Origin of the sequence: Streptomyces sp. NPDC005266 (assembly GCF_040607655.1) — a bacterium.
Lineage (GTDB): Bacteria > Actinomycetota > Actinomycetes > Streptomycetales > Streptomycetaceae > Streptomyces.
In genome coordinates, this window is the sequence record NZ_JBEXHC010000003.1 from 245,139 (window position 1) to 265,865 (window position 20,727).

Annotated in this window: 25 protein-coding genes and 1 pseudogene; 13 read left to right on the plus strand and 13 right to left on the minus strand. The window is 71.1% G+C overall.

The features are described from left to right. Positions 1-24 precede the first annotated feature (24 nt). From ABZU99_RS07525 to ABZU99_RS07540, 4 genes are all read left to right on the plus strand, one after another. Positions 25-1,197: an epoxide hydrolase gene (locus ABZU99_RS07525; RefSeq protein ID WP_356043715.1), complete on the plus strand. Its 1,173-nt coding sequence runs from the start codon at positions 25-27 to the stop codon at positions 1,195-1,197. Positions 1,198-1,376: 179 nt separating this feature from the next. Continuing rightward, positions 1,377-1,760 (plus strand): hypothetical protein, encoded by a 384-nt coding sequence (locus ABZU99_RS07530; protein ID WP_356043718.1) that lies wholly within the window; start codon positions 1,377-1,379, stop codon positions 1,758-1,760. A 70-nt stretch (positions 1,761-1,830) separates the two neighbouring features. Then, positions 1,831-2,070: a DUF6087 family protein gene (locus ABZU99_RS07535; protein ID WP_356043720.1), complete on the plus strand. Its 240-nt coding sequence runs from the start codon at positions 1,831-1,833 to the stop codon at positions 2,068-2,070. 71 nt (positions 2,071-2,141) lie between these two features. Beyond that, on the plus strand, positions 2,142-2,276 hold the full coding sequence (locus ABZU99_RS07540; protein WP_355940952.1) for a helix-turn-helix domain-containing protein: 135 nt from the start codon (positions 2,142-2,144) through the stop codon (positions 2,274-2,276). Between the two features lie 128 nt (positions 2,277-2,404). On the opposite strand, the gene ABZU99_RS07545 is transcribed toward ABZU99_RS07540, so the two are convergent. After that, on the minus strand, positions 2,405-3,748 hold the full coding sequence (locus ABZU99_RS07545; protein WP_356043723.1) for an endonuclease domain-containing protein: 1,344 nt from the start codon (positions 3,746-3,748) through the stop codon (positions 2,405-2,407). Between the two features lie 147 nt (positions 3,749-3,895). On the opposite strand from ABZU99_RS07545, the gene ABZU99_RS07550 reads away from it, so the two are divergent. Together ABZU99_RS07550 and ABZU99_RS07555 are read left to right on the plus strand one after the other, a co-directional pair. Beyond that, complete coding sequence (locus tag ABZU99_RS07550) at positions 3,896-4,234, plus strand: hypothetical protein (protein ID WP_356043726.1); 339 nt, start codon at positions 3,896-3,898, stop codon at positions 4,232-4,234. A 64-nt stretch (positions 4,235-4,298) separates the two neighbouring features. After that, positions 4,299-4,616 carry a hypothetical protein gene (locus ABZU99_RS07555; RefSeq protein ID WP_356043729.1) on the plus strand — a complete coding sequence of 106 codons (318 nt, stop codon included), beginning with the start codon at positions 4,299-4,301 and terminating at the stop codon, positions 4,614-4,616. Here the strand turns inward: ABZU99_RS07555 and ABZU99_RS07560 are convergent. The 6 genes and pseudogenes from ABZU99_RS07560 to ABZU99_RS07585 all read right to left on the minus strand — a co-directional run bounded on the left by ABZU99_RS07560 (position 4,592) and on the right by ABZU99_RS07585 (position 9,248). After that, entirely contained in the window at positions 4,592-4,819 is a 228-nt protein-coding gene (locus tag ABZU99_RS07560; protein ID WP_355854312.1) for a hypothetical protein, read from the minus strand. The two genes, ABZU99_RS07555 and ABZU99_RS07560, sit on opposite strands and share 25 nt — an antisense overlap. A 93-nt stretch (positions 4,820-4,912) precedes the next feature. After that, entirely contained in the window at positions 4,913-5,677 is a 765-nt protein-coding gene (locus ABZU99_RS07565; protein WP_355940941.1) for an SDR family oxidoreductase, read from the minus strand. Positions 5,678-5,912: 235 nt separating this feature from the next. Further along, positions 5,913-5,999: pseudogene (locus tag ABZU99_RS07570) on the minus strand (lamin tail domain-containing protein); the annotation flags it as partial. Positions 6,000-6,006: 7 nt separating this feature from the next. Beyond that, positions 6,007-6,504 carry a lamin tail domain-containing protein gene (locus ABZU99_RS07575; RefSeq protein WP_356043733.1) on the minus strand — a complete coding sequence of 166 codons (498 nt, stop codon included), beginning with the start codon at positions 6,502-6,504 and terminating at the stop codon, positions 6,007-6,009. 102 nt (positions 6,505-6,606) lie between these two features. Beyond that, on the minus strand, positions 6,607-6,900 hold the full coding sequence (locus tag ABZU99_RS07580) for a hypothetical protein (RefSeq protein ID WP_356043736.1): 294 nt from the start codon (positions 6,898-6,900) through the stop codon (positions 6,607-6,609). Between the two features lie 128 nt (positions 6,901-7,028). After that, the gene (locus ABZU99_RS07585) at positions 7,029-9,248 is read right to left on the minus strand and encodes an NADP-dependent isocitrate dehydrogenase (RefSeq protein ID WP_355940933.1); all 2,220 of its coding nucleotides are present in this window, start codon (positions 9,246-9,248) and stop codon (positions 7,029-7,031) included. Between the two features lie 199 nt (positions 9,249-9,447). Here ABZU99_RS07585 and ABZU99_RS07590 point away from each other — a divergent pair, with 199 nt between their 5' ends. Beyond that, complete coding sequence (locus ABZU99_RS07590; RefSeq protein WP_356043739.1) at positions 9,448-9,969, plus strand: GNAT family protein; 522 nt, start codon at positions 9,448-9,450, stop codon at positions 9,967-9,969. A gap of 97 nt (positions 9,970-10,066) precedes the next feature. On the opposite strand, the gene ABZU99_RS07595 is transcribed toward ABZU99_RS07590, so the two are convergent. The 3 genes from ABZU99_RS07595 to ABZU99_RS07605 form a co-directional block, all read right to left on the minus strand. Continuing rightward, positions 10,067-10,642, minus strand: a complete 576-nt coding sequence (locus tag ABZU99_RS07595) for a histidine phosphatase family protein (protein WP_355940926.1) — start codon at positions 10,640-10,642, stop codon at positions 10,067-10,069. A 16-nt stretch (positions 10,643-10,658) separates the two neighbouring features. Further along, a complete protein-coding gene (locus ABZU99_RS07600) occupies positions 10,659-11,105 on the minus strand; it encodes a GNAT family N-acetyltransferase (RefSeq protein WP_355940923.1) in 447 nt (148 codons plus the stop codon). 62 nt (positions 11,106-11,167) lie between these two features. After that, positions 11,168-12,616 (minus strand): PLP-dependent aminotransferase family protein, encoded by a 1,449-nt coding sequence (locus tag ABZU99_RS07605; protein ID WP_356043743.1) that lies wholly within the window; start codon positions 12,614-12,616, stop codon positions 11,168-11,170. Here ABZU99_RS07605 and ABZU99_RS07610 point away from each other — a divergent pair. After that, entirely contained in the window at positions 12,615-13,718 is a 1,104-nt protein-coding gene (locus ABZU99_RS07610; protein WP_356227749.1) for a DMT family transporter, read from the plus strand. The two genes, ABZU99_RS07605 and ABZU99_RS07610, sit on opposite strands and share 2 nt — an antisense overlap. Before the next feature lie 105 nt (positions 13,719-13,823). Then, positions 13,824-14,027 (plus strand): DUF1918 domain-containing protein, encoded by a 204-nt coding sequence (locus ABZU99_RS07615; RefSeq protein ID WP_355940914.1) that lies wholly within the window; start codon positions 13,824-13,826, stop codon positions 14,025-14,027. An 18-nt stretch (positions 14,028-14,045) separates the two neighbouring features. On the opposite strand, the gene ABZU99_RS07620 is transcribed toward ABZU99_RS07615, so the two are convergent. Next, positions 14,046-15,278 carry a family 10 glycosylhydrolase gene (locus ABZU99_RS07620; RefSeq protein ID WP_356043748.1) on the minus strand — a complete coding sequence of 411 codons (1,233 nt, stop codon included), beginning with the start codon at positions 15,276-15,278 and terminating at the stop codon, positions 14,046-14,048. Positions 15,279-15,533: 255 nt separating this feature from the next. On the opposite strand from ABZU99_RS07620, the gene ABZU99_RS07625 reads away from it, so the two are divergent. From ABZU99_RS07625 to ABZU99_RS07640, 4 genes are all read left to right on the plus strand, one after another. Further along, on the plus strand, positions 15,534-16,391 hold the full coding sequence (locus ABZU99_RS07625) for a 3-hydroxybutyryl-CoA dehydrogenase (protein ID WP_355940908.1): 858 nt from the start codon (positions 15,534-15,536) through the stop codon (positions 16,389-16,391). A gap of 85 nt (positions 16,392-16,476) precedes the next feature. Continuing rightward, a complete protein-coding gene (locus ABZU99_RS07630) occupies positions 16,477-17,028 on the plus strand; it encodes an isochorismatase family protein (RefSeq protein ID WP_355940906.1) in 552 nt (183 codons plus the stop codon). Further along, positions 17,025-17,990: a DJ-1/PfpI family protein gene (locus ABZU99_RS07635; protein WP_356043751.1), complete on the plus strand. Its 966-nt coding sequence runs from the start codon at positions 17,025-17,027 to the stop codon at positions 17,988-17,990. The genes ABZU99_RS07630 and ABZU99_RS07635 overlap by 4 nt, the downstream gene beginning before the upstream one ends. Before the next feature lie 322 nt (positions 17,991-18,312). Continuing rightward, the gene (locus ABZU99_RS07640) at positions 18,313-18,570 is read left to right on the plus strand and encodes a hypothetical protein (RefSeq protein ID WP_356043753.1); all 258 of its coding nucleotides are present in this window, start codon (positions 18,313-18,315) and stop codon (positions 18,568-18,570) included. 178 nt (positions 18,571-18,748) lie between these two features. On the opposite strand, the gene ABZU99_RS07645 is transcribed toward ABZU99_RS07640, so the two are convergent. Beyond that, positions 18,749-19,279: an NUDIX hydrolase gene (locus ABZU99_RS07645; RefSeq protein ID WP_355940898.1), complete on the minus strand. Its 531-nt coding sequence runs from the start codon at positions 19,277-19,279 to the stop codon at positions 18,749-18,751. 68 nt (positions 19,280-19,347) lie between these two features. Beyond that, positions 19,348-20,685, minus strand: a complete 1,338-nt coding sequence (locus tag ABZU99_RS07650) for a transcriptional regulator (protein ID WP_355940895.1) — start codon at positions 20,683-20,685, stop codon at positions 19,348-19,350. Positions 20,686-20,727 lie beyond the last annotated feature (42 nt).

Below are 20,727 nucleotides of genomic sequence, written 5' to 3' on the forward strand. Positions count from 1 at the left end.
GGTTCCACGAAGCCAGGAGGTCTCATGCCCCGTCCGACCAGCGACGTGCAAGCATTTGAAGCCCACGCAACTGACGCCGACCTCGACGATCTGCGCGTGCGACTGGCCGCGGCGCGACTGCCGGAGGCTGAGACGGTTCATGGCGCCGCGCCCGGCTCTCGCCGGTGGGAGCAGGGCGTTCCTCTCGCCGACCTCGTCGATGTCGTGAACTACTGGCGCACCGGGTATGACTGGCGGTCTTTCGAAGAGCGCCTTGACCGGATCGGCCAGTTCCGCACGACCATTGATGGTCTGGGAATCCACTTCCTGCACCGCCGATCCGCGCGCGCGGATGCCACTCCTCTGATCTTGACGCACGGCTGGCCGGGCAGCATTGCTGAGTTCACCGATGTAGTGGAGGAGTTGGCGGATCCGAAGGATGCGGACGCGCCGGCGTTCCACGTCGTGGTCCCGTCGCTGCCGGGCTTCGGATACAGCGACAAGCCGGCCACCACCGGGTGGGGAACCGAAAAGATCGCGGCCGCATGGGTCGAACTGATGGGAAGGCTCGGCTACAGCAAGTTCGTAGCCCACGGCGGCGACTGGGGAGGCAACATCACCACGGTCCTCGGCGGCAGGTTCCCGGCGCACGTTCTCGGCATCCACACCACGTTCGCGGAGGCGCCGCCCGGATTGACGACGGACGGGCTGACGGTGGTCGAGCACCAGTGGACCGAGGAAACCCACGATTTCTGGCACCACCGCGCGGCGTACGCGAAGCAGCAGGCGACCCGGCCGCAGACCATCGGCTACTCACTCGTCGACTCACCGGTCGGGCTTCTTGCCTGGATCCTCGACAAGTTCGCCGAGTGGTCAGACACCGAAGACAGCCCGTTCGAGACGATTTCCAGGGACCGCATTCTTGACGACATCACCCTGTATTGGCTGACGCGGACCGGCGCATCGTCGGCCCGCATTTACTACGAAAGCCACAACTCACTTGACCCCGAACTCAGGGTCGACGTCCCGTCAGCGATCACTATGTACCCCCGCGATATCGAGAAGAGCCCGCGCACCTGGGCACAGGAGCGGTACCGCCAGATCGTCCGCTGGAGGTCACCCGAAACCGGGGGACATTTCCCGTCGCTGGAGGTCCCCGAGTATTTCGTCAAAGACCTACAAGAGGGCCTCGCGGCAGTGCTGGCCGCTAATCGGTGAACGCGGCTGGGTGCCGGCACTCGATCAGTCATCCGGAATGATCGTGTCAGTGGTTCGACTGCGCCTCCCAGACCGGCCGGGTACACGCGGCCCTCGGCGAGGAGCGCCTGGCCGAGCAGTACCTAGGCCAGGCGGACGAACTCCTGGCGGACGGCCTCGGCGACGACGTTCCGACGTGGGTGCACTACTTCGACGCCGCCGAGCACGCCGGCGCCCGCGCGGTTTCTGCCCGCGACCTCGCCGGGATCGACCGGGGGCCCCGCGTGGCGAGCGTCCACTTCGAGGACGCGCTGAGGCTCAGGAGGCCCGGGTTCGAGCGGGTGAAGGTCATGGACCGCGTCGGCTTGGCCGCGGCTCTGTTCGGCGAGGGCGAAGTCGAGCGGGGGGCCGCCGCAGCTCACCAGGCGCTCGACGACGCCGCCCGCATCGACTCCACGCTCGTCGGCTCCCGGCTCAACACGCTGCTGGACGCCGCCCGGCCGTACGAGACCGCTGAGGTCGAGGACGTACGGACGCGGGCGCGGGATCTGGCGGCCGCCCGGCCGACCACGATCGCGGCCTGAGACCATCGAGCGCATGGGCAAGCACCGCCGACCCGGACCCCCAAACCAGCCATCCCGCGCGGTCCCACGCATGGATGCCGACGACCCTCTGTCCGCGTACAGCAAGCGGCGCCGCCCGCCGATGGACATCTTCCGGCGCCACCGGCCCTTCCACGGCGGGGCCGGTCACCTCCGGCCGGACGAGCCGCGGGTGCTGGAGGAGTGGGACGATTTCGTATACCAGGTGGTCGGCACCGCGCCGAACCTCGCGGCAGCCCAAGAGTGGGTGAACGAACTTCACATCGATGACGACTCCGCCACCCTCGGATGAAGCGGCTGCGCGCGCACCACCTTCCTGAATCAAGGAGGCATCGTTGGTTCAGGACGGGGAGGTGTGGGGGCATGCATCTGAAGGAGATCGGCGAAAGGGTCGCACGGGAGCGGGCGCGGGCGGTGCTGAGCCAGCGGGAGTTGGCCGTGCGCGCGGAGTTGAGCCGGCCGACATTGGCGAGGATCGAGCGTTCACCCCTGGTGTGAACGCTGGGGTCTTCTGCAGGAGTCCCGGTAAGAATTCTGCCGCGCGTTTCGCCGGGCGTGCGGGGCGACCGTGTCGGGGGCCTGCGGCTGCGGGGTGACGTTGGGGTGTCAGGTCTCCCGGTGCCCGCTCAGAACAGTGCCAGGCCCTCGCCGCTGGTGTCCGCGATGACTGGCCGGGACTGGGCGGGGAGGCCGTCCAAGCGGTCAGGACCGGCCGCGGCGGCCACGGCAGGGGCCGTCTCGGCCAACCAGATGCGAAACCGCTCGGCGGCTTCGCGGTAGGGGACTCGCGCCAGGACACGGTGCTCGCCGGAGGGGCAGCAGTCGACGGCGACAGTGAGCAGGCAGGAACGGGGGGCGTTCTGACTGCCCGTCCAGGACACGCGCAGGACACCGCAGGGCTTGCGCCCGCGGGGGGCTCGGTGGGTCGGGCGCAACGATCGGCAGGCTATGTGGGCGGTCCATGCGGCGAGGTGCGGCAGGGGCAGGGTGGTGCGTGCGCGGCAGCCGGGGCAGCGGTGCCAGTGGCGGAGCCAGTCGTCGGTGTCGGTGTGGAAGAGGCGTGTGTAGCGGTTCGCCACCCGGATGTCGTTGCTGTACAGGTGGTCGGGACGTTCCAGTGTGTTGCAGGACTGGCAGACGGGGGCGCGGACGTAGCCGTGTTCGTGGCAGTGGTCGAGGACTGCGGCGGGCGCAGTGCGGCAGACGGCGCACGCCCACCCGGCCACCCTGCGGGAGGTACCCGGCTTCCTGCTGAGCACCGAGTACAGCTGGCCTTCCAGCTCTGCGTTGTACGGGCGCGGTGAGGCGGTGGGGCCCTCGGGGCTCGTCGTCTGCCGACCGTCGGCGTCTCGGGCCCGCCGGGGGTGGGAGGGCGGCTCGGTGGCGGCTGCGCTTGCCCGGCGGGTCCGCGCGGCTCGCACCCACTGCGCTTCGGTGTGCTCGGCCGCGTCGAGCAGCCTGACCACGGCGCGCGGCAGCCACCATGTCCGCTGCGTCCCGTCGCGGGTCTGCTCCACGAGCATCTGTCGCCAGTCGATCCCCGCCAGATGGTACGGCCGGCCGAGGTCACGTCGTGCTGCCCGCTCGGGGCCGCCCAGCTCCTGCAGTTCCCCCGTGATGCGCCGGCGCCAACGCAGCGGCGTCTCCTCGTCGCGCTCCTGCCTCGGCGCCCCACGAAACGGACCGATGCGGACCAGGTCCTGCCGGTCCATCCCCACCGCGTTCAGTTCCGCGGCCGCCCGGCGCACCTCACCCTCCGGGACACTCCACTGACCGCCGCTCGCCCTCACCGTCGCCACCACATGGCCGCCGAGCAGGACGTACCCCAGCCGGGCATGGGCAGGAGAGCAGGTGAATGCCCCAGAAGCCGTCGGCACAGCACTGTCGGCCGTCAGATCGACCCACAGAGCGTCCGCGGCACCCAGGGTGATCAGGCCGTCCGTGCGACCGGGCATGACACGCTCTGACATACCCACAGGCTAACGGCGCCGACGCGGCAACGGGTCTCCAAGTGCCTCGGTCAGCCGGGCCGCCGCCCGCAACTCGGCGGCGACGACGCGTCATGCGACTTCCGATCACCCCGCGTGGCGGCAAGATCCCGTACTGTTCACGAGTTCATGTACGACGCGCTCCAGGAACTCTTCGACCGGCTGACCTACGAGAACTACGAGGACAGGGTCGCCGTCATCAAGTACGCCGCCGAGATGGACGGTGTCGCGGACGCGAAGAGCGTCTACGACATCTGCCAGTACCCCGAAGGCCGCTCCCTGAGAGGCTTCACCAAACCGGTCACACGCATTACCGGCCTGCTCCGGAGCCTGGGAAAGATCCCGGAGTCGGCCGTCCAGGTCCTGAAAGCCGAATACGACGCTGGCCCCGGCCCCGCGTCCGGCTTCTCCGTCCACCCGCTCCTCGTACCGCTCGTCAACGAGCTGGAAGACGAGGACGAATCGTGACCGCCGACCGGGCATCTCACGGCACGTGAGAAGTCGGCGAAGCCGCGTTGTCACTCTCCGCGCCATGCCTCATGCAGCAGCGCGGGAGATGCGCTCTCCGATCCTGTCGATCCACCCGTACGTACCGGCCATTGAGCAACAGGGCGACGCGATCTGTTCCATGGCCTCGCGCGGCGACTGCGACCACAGGCTCGTCGCGGAGGTGCGCCCCGAGTTCAGCGACGGCACCACACCCCGCAGGCGGGTCTGCGGCGAGTGGCTGACCAGCCACCCGTCAGCCATCGCCCACATCACACGAACGGCTTCCAGGAGCCCGCCGTCCCTTGACGGGTCAGTGCCGGAGTCCTGCGGTGGCGACTACGTCGGCCGGTACACGGCCTGATCCGGATCCGGCCTCACGATCACACCGTCCTGGGCGAGCTCGCGGAGGTTACGGCGGGCCTCCTTGCCCGCGGCATCGTCGTCCGCCGGTCGGTACCCGGCAACTCGTAGGGCCAGTACGGCACGTTCGGTGTCCCAGGTGCCTCCCAGTGCCTGGATCACCTTGGCGAGCGCCTGCTTGTGCGTCAGCGACTTCTCGGTCATCTCACCCTCCCCTTCCGGAAACCGCCACAGCATGGCATACGGCGGCAGGGCTACTGCTGGCCGGATGGTCTCCGGCTACCCGGCCACATCGACTCAGTGCTCCTGGGCCGTCGGGCGCACCATTATCTCGTTGATCGCAGCATGCCGGGGCTGAGTGACCATGAAGGTGATCGTGCGGGCGATGTCCTCCGCGCGCAGCCAGATGTCCTCCGGCAGGCCACGGGCGGCGGCGGAACCGGCCCCGGTCGCCATCTCAGTCGTGGTCATGCCCGGCTCCACCAGCCCCACCCGGATGCCCTGCCGGGTGACCTCCTGGCGCAGGGCTTCGCTGAAGGCGCCCAGGGCGTGCTTCGTCGCCGAGTACACGCTGTTGTTCCGGCGCGCCACCCGGCCCGCAAGTGAGCTGACGTTCACCAGGTCGGCGATTCCGCGCGGGCCCTCCGCTGCCGCGCGCAGCAGGTGCGGCAGCGCCGCCTGCGTCATGTGCAGGACCGCCGTGAGATTGAGGCCGACCGTCCGTTCCAGGTCCTCGGGGGCGATCCGTGCGAACTCGCCCATCGCCACGTAACCGGCGTTGTTCACCAGCACGTCCAGCCGTGCGAAGTGGTTCGCGGCGTCCTCGACGGCCTGGCGGGCCTGCGCGGCGTCACGCAGGTCGGCCGTGAGGGCGACGCAGGAGCCGCGCCGGTCCCGGATCGCGGTGGCCAGTTCCTCCAACCGCTGGGTTCGGCGGGCCACCAGCGCCACAGCGGCGCCCTGCCGGGCCAGCGCGAGGGCAGTGGCGGCCCCGATGCCGCTGGAGGCGCCGGTCACCAGCCCCGCGCACCCTGACAGCGGCGCCGCATCGCTCACGCTCATGCTCGCCCTCCCGGGTCCGGCCGGCTGACACACGTGGTCGGCAGGTGCCAACCGCTCTCAGCAGCTTGCGCCATGGGGCGCCGGTCCGCCTCCCCACATTCCTGCGCTCGGGGTCCGGCTCCAGGGTGGCGACTGCCGTGTTGTTCTCTGCACAGACGTCGGCAGAAGGCCCCCACCTCCGCTCGGGAGGTGGGGGCCGCGCGCCCGGGTCAGCAGCGGTCAGCGGCGATCGGCTGTAGAAGCGGATGTAGCCGCCGCCGTCGCGGTCGTTCGCGCTCTTGGTGTAGGCGTGGACGTCCGAGCGGCTGCTGGAGGGCTTGTAGCGGCGATCAGCTGTGGAAGCGGATGTAGCCGTCGCCGTCGCGGTCGTTCGCGCTCTTGGTGTAGGCGTGGACGTCCGAGCGGCTGCCGGAGGGCTTGTACAGGTAAATCGTGTCGCGGTCGTTGTTCCACAGGAAGTTGCAGTTGTCGCGGTAGACGACGTTGCCACTGTCCGAGTCGGTGCCGTGGCCGCCGCGGAGCTTCACGTAGTCACCGGGCTGGAGGTAGTGGTTCGCGGTGAACGCGAAGCGGTTGCCCGTGGCGTCCTTGACGACGTAGCCCTTGAGGTTGACGGTCGCCGAGGACGAGTAGTTCTTGATCGTCACGTACTCCTGCTTGGTGTTGCCGGAGGAGCAGCTGTTGGAGTCGCGGCCGGGCGCGTCGTACTGGACTCCACGGATCTTCAGGGCCGAGTGGTACTCGGCGGCCTGCGCCGCGGAGTTGGCGAGGACGGCCAGAAGGCCGGCCGCGACGGCGCCGGCGGCGATGACGGAGCGGTTGCGCAAGAGATTCCCCTCACAGTGCACAGAAGATGTGTTGCATGTGAAGGACTTGTGAGGGGGGTCAATGGTTGCACGCTAAATAGAATTGGTTGATGCAACCGTTTCCTACCCGGCCTGCCGGGCCCGCTCCAGGTAGCCGACCAGCTCGCGCATCCGGTCCGCCGGCCACGGCAGGCTTCGGCTGATCTCCTCGCTGGTCTCCTGCCACATCACCCGGGCGGCGGCCCTGGTCCGCTCGCCGTCGGCGCCGGCGCCGGCGGCGTGGAAGCGGTCGCCCAGTGCGTCCCAGCGGCCGACGAGGGCACGCACCCTCGGGTCGTCGACGGGGGTGTCGTCCTGCACGTGCCGCACCGGCTCGCCGATGCCCGACCGGCGTCCGGTGTGGTCTTTCCTGATCACGGCGGCAATGCTGGAACCTCCCGTGGCGGGAGATGCAAGAGCGGCTGCCGATCCCACGCCTTGCTGATACGGCACCGCCCCGGCCGGTGGGAACCGGCCGGGGCGGAACGGGCGCTGTGGCGGACGCGTCAGCCGAGCGTCGCGAGGGCCTGGTTGAGGGTCGCGGACGGGCGCATGACGGCGGCGGCCTTGACCGGGTCGGGCTGGTAGTAGCCGCCGATGTCGGCCGGCTTGCCCTGGACGGCGATCAGCTCGTCGACGATCTTCTGCTCCTGGGCGGTGAGCGTCTCGGCGAGCGGGGCGAAGGCCTTGGCCAGGTCCGCGTCGTCGGTCTGCTTGGCCAGCTCCTGGGCCCAGTAGAGGGCCAGGTAGAAGTGGCTGCCGCGGTTGTCGATGCCACCGACGCGACGGCTCGGCGACTTGTTCTCGTTGAGGAAGGTGCCGGTCGCGCGGTCGAGGGTGTCGGCGAGCACCTGGGCCCGGGCGTTGCCCGTCTTCTGGGCGAGGTGCTCGAAGCTGACCGCGAGCGCGAGGAACTCGCCCAGGCTGTCCCAGCGCAGGTAGTTCTCCTTGACCAGCTGCTGGACGTGCTTGGGCGCGGAGCCGCCGGCGCCGGTCTCGAACAGGCCGCCGCCGTTGATCAGCGGGACCACCGAGAGCATCTTGGCGCTGGTGCCCAGCTCCAGGATCGGGAAGAGGTCGGTCAGGTAGTCACGCAGGACGTTGCCGGTGACCGAGATCGTGTCCTCGCCGCGGCGGATCCGCTCCAGGGAGAACGCGATCGCCTCGACCGGCGACATGATCCTGATGTCCAGGCCCTCGGTGTCGTGCTCGGGCAGGTATGCCTTGACCTTCTCGATCAGGTTGGCGTCGTGCGCACGGCCCTCGTCGAGCCAGAACACGGCCGGGTCGCCGGTCGCGCGGGCGCGGGTGACGGCGAGCTTGACCCAGTCGCGGATCGGCACGTCCTTGGTCTGGCACATCCGGAAGATGTCACCGGCGCCGACGACCTGCTCCAGCACCGCGTCGCCGGCCTCGTCCACGACGCGGACGGTGCCGGTGGTGGGGATCTCGAAGGTCTTGTCGTGGCTGCCGTACTCCTCGGCCTTCTGTGCCATCAGGCCCACGTTGGGCACCGAGCCCATGGTGGCCGGGTCGAAGGCGCCGTTGGCGCGGCAGTCGTCGATCACGACCTGGTAGATGCCGGCGTAGCTGCTGTCCGGGATGACCGCGAGGGTGTCGGCCTCCTCGCCGTCCGGGCCCCACATGTGGCCGGAGGTGCGGATCATGGCCGGCATGGAGGCGTCGACGATGACATCGCTCGGGACGTGCAGATTGGTGATGCCCCGGTCGGAGTCGACCATCGCCAGCTCCGGGCCCTCGGCCAGCTCGGCCTCGAAGGACGCCTTGATCGCCGGGCCCTCGGGCAGCGACTCCAGGCCCTTGAGGATGCCGCCGAGACCGTCGTTCGGGGTCAGACCGGCGGCGGCCAGCGTCTCGCCGTGCTCGGCGAAGGTCTTGGGGAAGAAGGCGCGTACCGCGTGGCCGAAGACGATCGGGTCGGAGACCTTCATCATCGTGGCCTTCAGGTGCAGCGAGAACAGCACGCCCTCGGCCTTGGCGCGGGCGACCTGCGCCGAGAGGAACTCGCGCAGCGCCGCGACCCGCATCACGGACGCGTCCACGACCTCGCCCGCGAGCACCGGCACCGACTCGCGCAGCACGGTGGTGGAGCCGTCGTCGCCCGCCAGCTCGATACGGAGCGAACCGGCCTCGGGGATCACCACGGACTTCTCGGTGGAGCGGAAGTCGTCGGTGTCCATGTGCGTGACATTGGTCTTCGAGTCGGACGACCAGGCGCCCATGCGGTGCGGGTGGGCCTTGGCGTAGTTCTTCACCGAGGCGGGGGCGCGGCGGTCGGAGTTGCCCTCGCGCAGCACCGGGTTGACGGCGGAGCCCTTGACCTTGTCGTAACGGGCGCGGATGTCCCGCTCCTCGTCGGTCTTCGGGTCGTCCGGGTAGTCCGGCAGCGCGTAGCCCTGCTGCTGGAGCTCGGCGATCGCGGCCTTCAGCTGCGGAATCGACGCCGAGATGTTCGGCAGCTTGATGATGTTGGCCTCGGGGGTCCTGGCCAGCTCACCGAGCTCGGCGAGCGCGTCATCGATCCGCTGGCCCTCCTCGAGGCGCTCGGGGAAGCTCGCGATGATCCGCCCCGCCAGCGAGATGTCACGGCTCTCCACGGTGACCCCGGCCGTCGAGGCGTACGCCTCGACCACAGGCAGGAAGGAATACGTCGCGAGGGCCGGGGCCTCGTCGGTGTGCGTATAGATGATGGTCGAGTCAGTCACCGGGTGCTCCGCTCCACGTCTGCAACATTGCTCGACATCAAGATATCTCGTATTCGGGCCCCTCTCGAAAGGGGCCTCGGAAGAAACCCGCCGCATCTGCGTCACACCGCGGGCTCGGGCCCCGGCGCCGGTCCGCCGTCCCGCGCCGCCCCGAAAAGTCCTGGTATCCGGCCCCGCTTTCCTGGGATCGTGCCCGTTCATGCGGACGACATTGCGGGGCCGGTACGTGGTGCTGCGCCCCACCGACCCCTCCGACATCCCGGCCCTGGCCGCCATCCGCAAGAAGCCCGAGGTGTACGCGCGGCGGCGGGGCGGTCACGACCTGGTGGCGGCGGTGACCGAGGACCTGGCGGAGCCCGACTCCGAGAAGCTGACCATCGTGCACGAGGGCGCTGTGGCCGGGATGATCCAGTGGTCGGCCGAGGCGGACCCGGACTACCGGCACTGCGGTATCGATATCTATCTGGACGCGGAGCTGCACGGCCGGGGGCTGGGCACGGACGCCGTCCGCACCCTGGCCCGGCATCTGATCCACGACCACGGCTACCACCGCGTCGTGATCGACCCGGCCGCCGACAACGCCGCCGCCATCCGCTGCTACCGCAAGGTCGGCTTCCGGCCCGTGGGAATCATGCGGTCCTACGAGCGCGGGCCGGACGGCACCTGGCACGACAGCCTGCTGATGGATCTGCTGGCCGACGAGCTGACCGAGGACTGCTAAGCGGATGCGGTGAAGTTCGCCGCTGATCCCTCGCCGTTCGGCCTGGCCGAGGGCTTGGACGCCGAGAAGGATCAGCACCTGACTTCGCCGTAACCGCTTAGTAGGCACCCTCCACCCGCAGCCGCCACTGGCTCGCGCGGCCGGTCAGGGTGACCGTGGAGAGGGGGTGGATGTCGACGTTCCAGAAGCAGTGCGGCGGGGCCTTGATCGCGTACATGATCGCCGCGCGGATTACCCAGGGTTCTGCGACGGCGACCACCTTGCCATGGTCCTCGGCCGGCCGGGTGTCCAGCCAGCCGCCCACCCGGGTGATGAACATGTGCAGCGACTCGCCGCCGTGCGGCGCCGAGCGGGGATCGGCGAGCCAGGCGTCGACCGCATGCGGCTCGCGGGCCATCACATCCGCGAACGTACGGCCCGACCAGCGGCCCATGTCGCAGTCGCGCAGGGCGAGTTGGACGAGCGGAGTGAAGCCGAGGGCGTCCCCGGTCTCGCGGCTGCGGGGCGAGGGCGAGCAGTAGCGCAGTTCCGCGGCGGCGAGCGGCACCAGCATCGGCGCGGCCCGCTCTGCCGCGAGCCGTCCCTCCGGATCCAGCGGCCGGTCGTCGCCGAAGCGCTCTCCGAGCCGGGATGAGCTTCGGGCGGCGGCGACCAGCGTCAGCCGAAACGTCATTCGCGCATCGTACGGTTCACGGCTGCGCTTCGGCGGCCTGTTGCCGGGCGAAGATCAGCTGCATCCAGTGCGCCGGCTCGTCGAGCGGCTCGAAACCGACCTTGTCGTAGACCCCGTGGGCGTCATGGGTGGCCAGCAGGATGCGGCGCAGTCCGTGGGGCGCGAGGTGGTCACGGACGGCCGTGACCAGCGCGGTGCCCAGCCCCTTGCCGCGTGCGGACCGGTCCACGTAGACATCGCAGAGCCAGGCGAAGGTGGCGTGGTCGGTGATGACGCGCGCGTACGCCACCTGGGCGCCCGAAGCGGTGTCGTACCCGCCGAAGTTGAGCGAGCCGGCGATCGCGCGGTCCTGCTGCTCGCGGGGGCGGCCGAGTGCCCAGTAGGCGTCGGTGGACAGCCAGTGGTGGATGCGGGCCGGGTCGAGCCGCGCCGGGTCCGTGGAGATCTCATAGCCGTCGAGCATGGGCTCTTCCTACCAGTGGTACTCCGAGCACCGCGACGGGATTTCCGGCGGGGACTCCCGCCTCAGCCGAGCACGTCGTCGCACGCGGTACGGAGCCGGCGTACGCCCTCGGCCAGTTCGCCGGTGCCCGCCACGGACGCGAAGCTCAGCCGGACGTGCGGCGCGGGCGGCTCGGCGCAGAAGTACGGACGGCCGGGGGCGACGGCGACCCCGGCGCGCAGTGCGGCGGAGGCCAGCGCTGCCTCGTCGGCGCCCTGCGGCAGCCGGAGCCACAGCTGATAGCCGCCGGGCGGGACATGGGACAGGGCGAGGCCGGGGAGGTCTCGCCGGATCGCGGTGACGAGCGCCTCACGGCGGGTCCGCAACTCGGCGGCGACGGTGCGCAGATGGCGGGTCCAGGAGGGCGCGCCGACGAGTTCCAGCGCGGCCTCCTGCAGCGGGCGGGGCACGAAGAAGCTGTCGACGACCTGGATCGCGCGCAGCCGCTCCAGCGCGGGGCCGCGGGCGGCGAGCGCGCCCACCCGCAGGCTGGGCGAGGCGGCCTTGGTGAGCGAGCAGACGTGGACGACCACCCCGTCGGGGTCGTCGGCGGCGAGGGTCGCGGGCAGCGGCGGCGCGTCCTCGTGGACGAGCCGGCGCGCGAAGTCGTCCTCCACCACGAACGCGCCCGCCTCGCGGGCGATCCGGATCATCTCGCGCCGCCGCTCGGCGGAGAGCACCGCACCGGTCGGGTTCTGGAAGAGCGGCTGGCAGACGAAGACCCGGGCGCCGCTCGCCCGCAGCGCCTCGGCAAGCAGATCGGTGCGGACCCCGTCGGCGTCCACCGGGACCGGGACGGGCCTGAGCCCGGAGGCGCGGGCGGCGGCGAGCATGCCGGGGTAGGTCGGGGACTCGACGAGGACGGCCGCGCCGGGCGCCGCCAGGCCGCGCAGCGCACAGGTGAGCGCGGACTGGCCGCCGGCGGTGACCAGGACATCGGAAGCTGCCAGGGCACCGGCCCGGCCGCCGATCTCGCGGGCGAACCAGGCGCGCAGCTCGGCAAGCCCCTCCACGGGCGGGCGGTCCCACGCCCCGGGCCGACGGCCGGCCCGGGCCAGGGCGGCGGCCAGCGCCCGCTCGGGCTGGAGCGAGGGGTGGAGATAGCCGCCGTTGAACTCCAGGGCGCCGGGCGGCGGGGCGGCGAGCGTGGCCAGCACACCGGATGCGTCGACGGTGCGTGGGACCGAGTCACCGGCGGACTCGACGCTCAGGGCGACCTCCTGCCAGGAGGTGTCGCCGGGCCGCGGCTCCTCGGCCCGCCGCCGGGCAGCGCGGAAGGCGCCGGCGCCGGGGCGGGTGACGACGAGCCCCTCGGCGGCGAGGGTGGCGAGCGCCCGGGAGACGGTCACCGGGCTCACCCGATAGCGCTCGATCAGGGCACGGCTGGACGGCAGCTTCTCTCCTGGCGAGTAGCGGTTCAGTTCGCCCCGCAGCATATTGGCGAGCTCGGCCACACTGCTACGCTCATGCATGAGAGCAGAGGATAGCGCTACTGAACGCGGCACGATAGCGGTGAGCACCGAGCCCCAGCCCGGCCCCGCCGCACCCCCCGGTCCCGCCGCACCGCCCCGCACCTCGCCACTCGGCGCCGCCCCGCCCGGTCCCGCCGCACCGCCCGGCACCTCGCCACTCGGCGCCGCACCCCCCGGTCCCGCCGCACCGCCCCGCACCTCGCCACTCGGCGCCGCCCCGCCCGGCGCGCCGCCACCGCGTCCCGCCCGGATCGGGACGGTTCTCGCCGCGCTCGGCGTGGCCGCTTTCTCCCTCACCTTCCCCGCCACCGCCTGGGCGCTGGAGGGCCTTGGCCCCTGGTCGGTGACCGCGTGCCGGGTGGTGCTCGCCGCACTGGTCGCGGGAGGCGCGCTGGCCGCACTGCGTGCACCGCTCCCCGAGCGCCGCCACTGGACCGGTCTGCTGGTGGTCGCGGCGGGGGTCGTCGTGGGCTTTCCGCTGCTGACCACGCTCGCCCTGCAGACCTCCACCACCTCGCACGCGGCCGTGGTGGTCGGCCTGCTGCCGCTCACCACGGCCGCCTTCTCCGCCGTACGCACGGGGGCGCGGCCCTCTCGCCTGTTCTGGTCCGCGGCGCTGGCCGGGGCCGCCGTCGTGATCGGTTTCGCGGTGCAGCAGAGCGGCGGCGCGCCGACCACCGGCGATCTGTATCTCTTCGGCGCGCTACTGGTGTGCGCGGCGGGCTATACGGAGGGCGGCCGGCTGGCCGGCCATATGCCGGGCTGGCAGGTGGTCGGATGGGCCCTGGTGGGCTGTCTGCCGCTGTCGGTGCCGGGCGCCGCGCTGGCGCTGCTCACCGAGCCCGTACACCTCGGCGCGCAGGCCGTCACCGGGCTGCTGTGGCTGGCGGTGGGCTCGCAGTTCGTGGGGCTGGTGATCTGGTACCGCGGGATGGCCGCCATCGGCGTGGCCAGGGCCAGCCAGCTCCAACTGGCGCAGCCGCTGCTCACGCTGGTGTGGTCGGTGCTGCTGCTCGGCGAGGAGCTGACCCCCGCGGCCCCGCTCGCCGCCGTCGCGGTCCTGGTGTGCATCGGGGTGACGCAGCGGGCCCGGGTTCCGTAATCGGCGTGCCGGTTTGCGCCTTCCGGCCCGCGCAAACCGGGATAAGCAGCCATAGACTGGCCTTCAGGGATCGCATTGCCCTCCGGCGGACAGGAGGTCACGCAGATGGAGGCGACCATAGGCGACAAGCTGCTGGTGCACGGCAGGGTTGTCGGCATACACGACCGGATCGCAGAGATCATCGAAGTGCTCGGGGACCACGGCGAACCGCCCTACCGCATCCGCTACGAGGACGACGGCCATGAGTGCCTGTTCTCCCCCGGGCCCGATTCCGTCGTCCGTCATCTGGCCTCCGGACCCCGGCAGTAACGCCGCCGAAGGCCCGGCTCAGCGGGGCGGACGCACCCGACACGGGTAGTGGTCGGCGACCACACGCGCCATGGCGCCGTTGCGGTCGGCGGCCACTTCCTTCGCGGAGAAGTAGACGTTGCCCCGGACCTGCGGATAGTCCCGGTCGAAGGTGAGATGCCGGGACAGCTCCGCCGGGTCCTGCCAGGGTGCGGGCTGCGCCGGGTCGCCCGCCTTGTAGAGGGCCTCGCCGATGTAGAGGCGCACGCCGGTGCCGCGCACCACCTCGGCCCACCAGGGCACCAGCTTGGCGTAGTCGGCGGCGGCGAAGCCGATGTTCCAGTAGACCTGCGGGACGATGTAGTCGATCCACCCCCGCCGCACCCAGCCGCGCGTGTCCGCGTACAGATCGTCGTAGGTCTGCACCCCCGCCCGGGTGTCGGAGCCGAGCGGATCGGTCGCCCCGTTGCGCCACACCGCGAAGGGGCTGATGCCGAACCGCACGCCCCGCTTCAGCCGCTTGATGCGGCCGGCCGTCTCGTGCACCAGCCGGTCGATGTTGTCCCGCCGCCAGGCGGCCCGGTCCGGGAAGCCCGCGCCGTGGCGCTCGTAGGCGGCGTCGTCGTCGAAGACCTGGCCGGCCACCGGGTAGGGGTAGAAGTAGTCGTCCCAGTGGACGGCGTCGATGTCATAGCGCCCGACCGCGTCCAGCATCGCGTCCTGGACGAAGCGGCGGACCTCGGGCAGCCCGGGGTTGTAGTAGAGCTTCCCGCCGTACGGCACGACCCACTCGGGGTGCACGCGCGCGGGGTGGGTGGGGAGCAGTCTCGAGAGGTCGGTGTGGTTGGCGATCCGGTACGGGTTGAACCAGGCGTGCAGTTCCAGCCCGCGCCGATGCGCCTCGCGTACGGCGGTGCCCAGCGGATCCCAGCCCGGGTCCCGGCCCTGGACCCCGGTGAGGTACTCCGACCACGGCTCGTACGGTGACGGCCACAGCGCGTCGGCGGTCGGCCGCACCTGGAAGATCACCGCGTTGAGCCGGCGCTCGACCGCCGTGTCGAGGAAGGCGAGCAGCTCGGCGCGCTGCTCCGCGGCGGTGAGACCGGGTCTGGAGGGCCAGTCGCGGTTGGCGACGGAGGCCAGCCACATTCCGCGGAACCGGGGCCGGCGCTCCCCGCCCCGCCCGTCCGCCCTCGCCTCGCCCGCTGTGACGGCGGCGGCCAGCACCCCGGCGGTCGCGACCGTCAGGCTTCTGCGCGTGATCCGACCCATGCCCACTCCTCGCCCTCGTGCCAACTCACGCCGATGATGGGGCCCTTGGGCGCGGGCGGCAATGGCCGGCCCATGACTTCACTCTTCTCAGGCGGCCATCCGGCCGTGACGTAGCGGGATTCCGTGGTGACAGATGGTGGCGGGCCGGGCCGGCGAATCGCCCCCCGGCCCGCCACCCGCCCATGACCGGGAAGGTAACGTCAGGGGCGACAGGGGGACGACTCAGCCGACTGGTGGATCAGCGAAAGGCACGATGTGACCGACATCGAACGCGTCGGAGTGGTGGGCTGCGGCCAGATGGGCGCGGGCATCGCGGAGGTGTGCGCCCGCGCCGGCCTGGACGTCATGGTCGCGGAGACCACGGGCGAGGCCCTGGAGATAGGACGTACCCGCCTGACCAACTCCCTCGGGAAGGCCGCCGAACGCGGCAAGATCACCGAGAAGGAGCGGGACGAGACGCTGGAGCGGCTGAGCTTCACCACCGACCTGGGGGAATTCGCCGACCGCGACCTCGTGATCGAGGCGGTGGTCGAGAACGAGCAGGTCAAGACCGAGATCTTCCAGGTGCTCGACCAGGTGGTGACCCGTCCGGACGCGATCCTCGCCTCCAACACCTCCTCCATCCCCCTGGTCAAGCTGGCCGTCGCCACCTCGCGCCCCGACCATGTGATCGGCATCCACTTCTTCAACCCGGCCCCGGTGCAGGCGCTGGCCGAGCTGATCCCGGCCCTCACCACCAGCGACGAGACCATCAAGCGCACCGAGGCGCTGGTCCATGACGTCCTCGGCAAGCACGCCATCCGCGCCCAGGACCGCTCCGGGTTCGTGGTCAACGCGCTGCTGATCCCGTATCTGCTCTCCGCGATCCGGATGTTCGAATCCGGCATCGCCAGCCGCGAGGACATCGACAACGGCATGGAGCTGGGCTGCGCCCACCCGATGGGCCCGCTCAAGCTGTCCGACCTGATCGGTCTGGACACGATCGCGGCGATCGCCGACTCGATGTACTCCGAGTACAAGGAGCCGCTGTACGCCGCTCCGCCGCTGCTGCTGCGCATGGTGGACGCGGGCCGGCTGGGCCGTAAGACGGGCTCCGGCTTCTACCAGTACTGATCCCTCAGCAGCTGACCGGATCGTTCCGGTACCAGCCCCGATCGTGCCTGTCCGCTTGATGCCGGCCCAGGTCAGACTGGGTCACATGAATCGAGCACTGATCGTCGTCGATGTCCAGGAATCCTTCCGCGCCCGCCCCTCGTGGGACCAGATCGCCAATCCCAAGATCGCGGACGCGGTCAATCGGCTGGTCCGCCTCGCCCGTGCCGAGGGCGACCGGGTGATCTGGGTGCTGCACACCGAGCCCGGCAGTGGGAGCGTCTTCGATCCGGCTCAGGGGCACGTGCGGCTGCTGGAGGAGCTGGAGCAGCCGACGGCCGGTGAGCCGGTACTGCACAAGACCTCTCACAACGCCTTCACCACCACCTCTCTCCACCAGCTCCTGACCGCGGCGGGCGTGCGCGAGCTGGTGGTCTGCGGCATCCGCACCGAGCAGTGCGTGGAGACCACCACCCGGGTCGGCAGCGACCTCGGGTACCGGGTCGTCTTCGCCACCGACGCCACCACGACGAGCGCGATCGGCGAGCTCAGCGCCGAGGCGATCATCGAGCGTACGGAGGCGGTCCTGCGCGACCGGTTCGCCCGGATCGCGACGGTGGCCGAGCTGGAGGCGGAAGCGGGAGCGTCCGCGGCGTGAGCCGAGTCGTCTTCGTCCTGCTGCCCGGGGTCCACCTGCTCGATCTGGCCGGACCGGCCCAGGTCTTCAGCACCGCGGCGGACCTCGGGCAGCCGTACCGGCTCGGCTATGTCGGCGAGCGGGAGCACATCCCCAGCGCCCAGGGGGTGACGCTGACCGCGCAGACCCGATGGCCCGACACGGGCCCCGAGGACCTGATCGTGGTGCCGGGCCGGCGGACGTCCACGCTGGACGGCGGGCCGGAGCCCACGCTGGACGGCGGGCCGGAGCTGGGCCCCGAGGGGCTGGAGCGGCTGCGCGCGCATCACGCGGCCGGGGGCACCGTCGCCAGCGTGTGCTCCGGGGCGCGGACGCTGGGCCTGGCCGGGCTGTTGGACGGGCGCCGGTGCACCACCCACCATGAGCTCCAGGACGAACTGGCGACCCGATATCCCCGGGCGACAGTGGTACGGGATGTGCTGTTCACGACCGACGACGGAGTGGTGACCTCGGCGGGCATCGCCAGTGGGATCGATCTGGCACTGCATCTGCTGGCCGTCCGGCACGGCCCGGCGCTCGCCGCCCAGGTGGCCCGGAACATGGTCGTCTACGCCCGCCGCAACGGCCATGAGCCGCAGGCCAGCGCCATGTTGCGGCATCGTTCGCATCTGGACGACAGCGTCCACCGCGTCCAGGACCTCATCGACGCACGGTTCGCCGAGCCGCTGTCGCTGGCGTACCTGGCCGCCGGCGCGGGCGTCAGCGAACGCACCCTCACCCGGCTGTTCACCCGTGCCACCAGCGGACTCACCCCGCTGCGCTACCAGCAGACGCTCCGCCTGGAACGCGCCGAGCATCTGATCAGCCATGGCGCGACGGTGGAGGCCGCGGCCCGCGACGTGGGGTTCGACGACGCGCGGATGCTGCGCCGCCTGCGGGCCCGCGCGCCCGGCGACCGGCTGCCTGTGACCACCACCCAGTGACCGGCGGGACGGTCTCCCACCCCCATGCGTCCCCTCAGTGACCGGCGGGACGGTCTCCCACCCCCATGCGTCGCCTCAGTGCCAGTGCCCGGTGGGACGGTCTCCCACCCCCATGCGTCCCCTCAGTGCCCGGCATCGGTTCGAACCCGCGGGAAGCGGAACGGGAAACGGAACGGTGACCACCGGTGCGCGTAGCCCTTCGCACGGGGTGTGCGCCGGTGACTCACACACCATCCCCACACACTCTCCCGCGCCGCCCCCGGACGCGGTTGACTCGATCCGTGACCAATGCACGGACGTACATCCGGAAGGGGATCAACCCGTGACCACCGAGCCCGAGCAAGCCGCGTTAGCCGTGGAGCTCGCGGAACTCCGCCGGACCGTCGATGTGGGCTTCGCCCGCGTCGACGGCCGGCTCGCCCTGCTCGACCACCGGGGGGAACAGTCGGAGGAGGAGGCCGGCCAACTGGCGGGCCGGATACGCGTCCTGGAGCACGGACGCTGGCCGCTGCCCTCCATCGCCGCCCTGACGGGCATCTCCGCGCTGGTGCTCGCGGTGTGGCAGGCGGCGGGGCGCTAAGCGGATGCGGTGAAGTTCGCCGCTGATCCCTCGCCGTTCGGCCTGGCCGAGGGCTTGGACGCCGAGAAGGATCAGCACTTGACTTCGCCGTAACCGCTCAGCGCCGGGCCCAGGAGGGCCGTGAGGGCCGCGCGGCCGCTCTCTCGCGTGACCGCGCGGTCCTCGCGCTCCTCGCGGCTCAGCCGAGACGTATGTGGTGGAGCAGAAGCAGCGCGGCCGCCATGTTCGCCGCGGGCACCTCACCGCGGGCCACCAAGTCGGGCACCAGCTTGAGCGGAACCCATTCGCGGCGGTCCGATTCGAAGTCGTCCTCCGGGGGCCCGACGTAATCGGCCTCCTCGGCCCAGTAGATGTGGTGCCGCGCGTCCGTCAGCCCGTTGGACGGCTCGACCGAGAGCAGATGGCGCAGCGGGCCCGGGCGCCAGCCGGTCTCCTCCTCCATCTCACGCGCCGCGGCCTGCGCGATGTCCTCACCGTCCTCGACGACGCCCGCCGCCAGCTCCCAGCCCCAGTTGTCGGTGATGAAGCGGTGCCGCCACAACAGGAGCACCTCGTTCGCCGCGTTGACGACCGTGGCCACGGCCACCGGACGGAGCCGTATCAGATAGTGGTCCAGATGACGGCCGTCCGGGAGTCTGACATCCGCGAGATTGACCCGGAACCATCGGTTCTCGTACACGGTCTGCTCCCTGAGGTTCTTCCATCGCACTGGTCAGCCACCTTCCGTCGGACAGATGGCAATCCTCGGCCAACCGCTGACGAGGGTGCGGACCGCGCTCAGAGAGGAACGCGCAGTGCCCCGTCGATGAGCTCGGCGGCCGCGGATGTCGCCGCGGATCCGCTGGTCGCCAGGTGCTCCCGTACCGCGCGCAACCGATCGCGTAACCGCTGGGACTCCATGCCGCGGGCCCGCTCGGTCATCTCCACCGCGGTGGCACCCGCCCTGTCCGCGTCCCCCTGGCGCAGTTCGATATGGGTCAGCATGGCGAGCCGGTGCACCCGGCCCCGGTCGTGCGCGGGTGTGCCGACGGCGGCGGTGGCGTGCTCCCGGGCGCCGCCGAGGTCGCCGAGGCTCAGCAGCGCCTCGGCCACCTGGATGTTCACCAGCCCCGGCTGGACGTAACCCGTCTCGTCGGGCTCCTGACCCGGCTGGATCCGCTCGGCCGCGGTCTCCGCGCGCCGGATGCAGGACAGCGCCCCGGTCCCGTCGCCGAGCCGGGCGTAGGCCTTGGCCTGCATGGCGTACAGATCGGCGGCGAGCGCGGGGGTGATCTGGGCGCCCGCGGCGCGCAGTGCCGACTCGGCGAAGGCCACCGCCTGCCGGCATTCCTTCAGGAACAGCGACTGGGTGACGAGCAGCGCTATGACATAAGCCCCCAGGCCCCGGTCGCCGCTGGCCTTGGCGAGGCGCAGCGCCTGGTGGAAGTAGCGCTGGGCCAGACCGTGCGCGTTCGAGTCGTACGCGCAGATCCCGGCGATCGCCACCAGGCCGCCGATCGCCCGGTGCAGCTGACGGCCGGTGTCGTCGGCGTAACTGCCGCGCAGCAGCGGCGCGGTCTCGGCGTTGAGGAAGCCGACGACCCGGGCTCTGGTCGCGATGCCGCCGGCCTTGCGGTACATCTGCTCGTAGTGGGCGCGGGCGGCGCGCAGCATCTCGATGTCGGTCATGCTCACGCGGGTCAGGCCATGGCGTGAGACATCGGAGTCCTCCGGCGGGTTCTCCCACTCCCACACCGGGATGACAGCGGGCGTGCCGGTGACCGCCGGGGCGCCGACGACATGCGGGCGCTGCTGTTCGTCGGAGCGCCACAGTGCGGTCGCGCGCTCGACGAAGCCGGAGAGGGGGGTGGCGGGCGCGCGGGGGCTGCCGGGGGTGCCCAGACCGATGTCGTCCAGGGTGAGCGCGCGATGCAGCCGCTCGCCGAGCACCTCGCAGATGAGATCCGGCACCTGGCCGCGCGGCCGCTGGCCCTTCAGCCAGCGGGCCACCGCCGTGTGTTCGTACCGCAGCTTCATCCCGCGAGCCCGGCCCGCCTCGTTGATGTGCGCGGCCAGCCCCGCGTGGGAGATCCCGGCCTCGTCGAGCACGGAATCGAGCAGTGTGTTGGGCTCCATGACGCCCTCCCGATGCCCTCGGTGCGCTCAGCGTAGTGGAGG

Excerpts from the sequence above, each read along its gene's own strand:
- ABZU99_RS07555 (WP_356043729.1), top strand. The coding sequence starts at position 4,299 with ATGCCTCATGCAGCAGCGCGGGAGATGCGCTCTCCGATCCTGTCGATC.
- ABZU99_RS07560 (WP_355854312.1), bottom strand. The coding sequence starts at position 4,819 with ATGACCGAGAAGTCGCTGACGCACAAGCAGGCGCTCGCCAAGGTGATC.
- ABZU99_RS07600 (WP_355940923.1), bottom strand. The coding sequence starts at position 11,105 with ATGCTCGACGGCTATGAGATCTCCACGGACCCGGCGCGGCTCGACCCG.
- ABZU99_RS07620 (WP_356043748.1), bottom strand. The coding sequence starts at position 15,278 with ATGGGTCGGATCACGCGCAGAAGCCTGACGGTCGCGACCGCCGGGGTG.
- ABZU99_RS07525 (WP_356043715.1), top strand. The coding sequence starts at position 25 with ATGCCCCGTCCGACCAGCGACGTGCAAGCATTTGAAGCCCACGCAACT.
- ABZU99_RS07565 (WP_355940941.1), bottom strand. The coding sequence starts at position 5,677 with ATGAGCGTGAGCGATGCGGCGCCGCTGTCAGGGTGCGCGGGGCTGGTG.
- ABZU99_RS07540 (WP_355940952.1), top strand. The coding sequence starts at position 2,142 with ATGCATCTGAAGGAGATCGGCGAAAGGGTCGCACGGGAGCGGGCGCGG.
- ABZU99_RS07615 (WP_355940914.1), top strand. The coding sequence starts at position 13,824 with ATGGAGGCGACCATAGGCGACAAGCTGCTGGTGCACGGCAGGGTTGTC.
- ABZU99_RS07550 (WP_356043726.1), top strand. The coding sequence starts at position 3,896 with ATGTACGACGCGCTCCAGGAACTCTTCGACCGGCTGACCTACGAGAAC.
- ABZU99_RS07545 (WP_356043723.1), bottom strand. The coding sequence starts at position 3,748 with ATGTCAGAGCGTGTCATGCCCGGTCGCACGGACGGCCTGATCACCCTG.
- ABZU99_RS07605 (WP_356043743.1), bottom strand. The coding sequence starts at position 12,616 with ATGCATGAGCGTAGCAGTGTGGCCGAGCTCGCCAATATGCTGCGGGGC.
- ABZU99_RS07535 (WP_356043720.1), top strand. The coding sequence starts at position 1,831 with ATGGATGCCGACGACCCTCTGTCCGCGTACAGCAAGCGGCGCCGCCCG.
- ABZU99_RS07590 (WP_356043739.1), top strand. The coding sequence starts at position 9,448 with ATGCGGACGACATTGCGGGGCCGGTACGTGGTGCTGCGCCCCACCGAC.
- ABZU99_RS07610 (WP_356227749.1), top strand. The coding sequence starts at position 12,615 with ATGAGAGCAGAGGATAGCGCTACTGAACGCGGCACGATAGCGGTGAGC.
- ABZU99_RS07595 (WP_355940926.1), bottom strand. The coding sequence starts at position 10,642 with ATGACGTTTCGGCTGACGCTGGTCGCCGCCGCCCGAAGCTCATCCCGG.
- ABZU99_RS07650 (WP_355940895.1), bottom strand. The coding sequence starts at position 20,685 with ATGGAGCCCAACACACTGCTCGATTCCGTGCTCGACGAGGCCGGGATC.
- ABZU99_RS07630 (WP_355940906.1), top strand. The coding sequence starts at position 16,477 with ATGAATCGAGCACTGATCGTCGTCGATGTCCAGGAATCCTTCCGCGCC.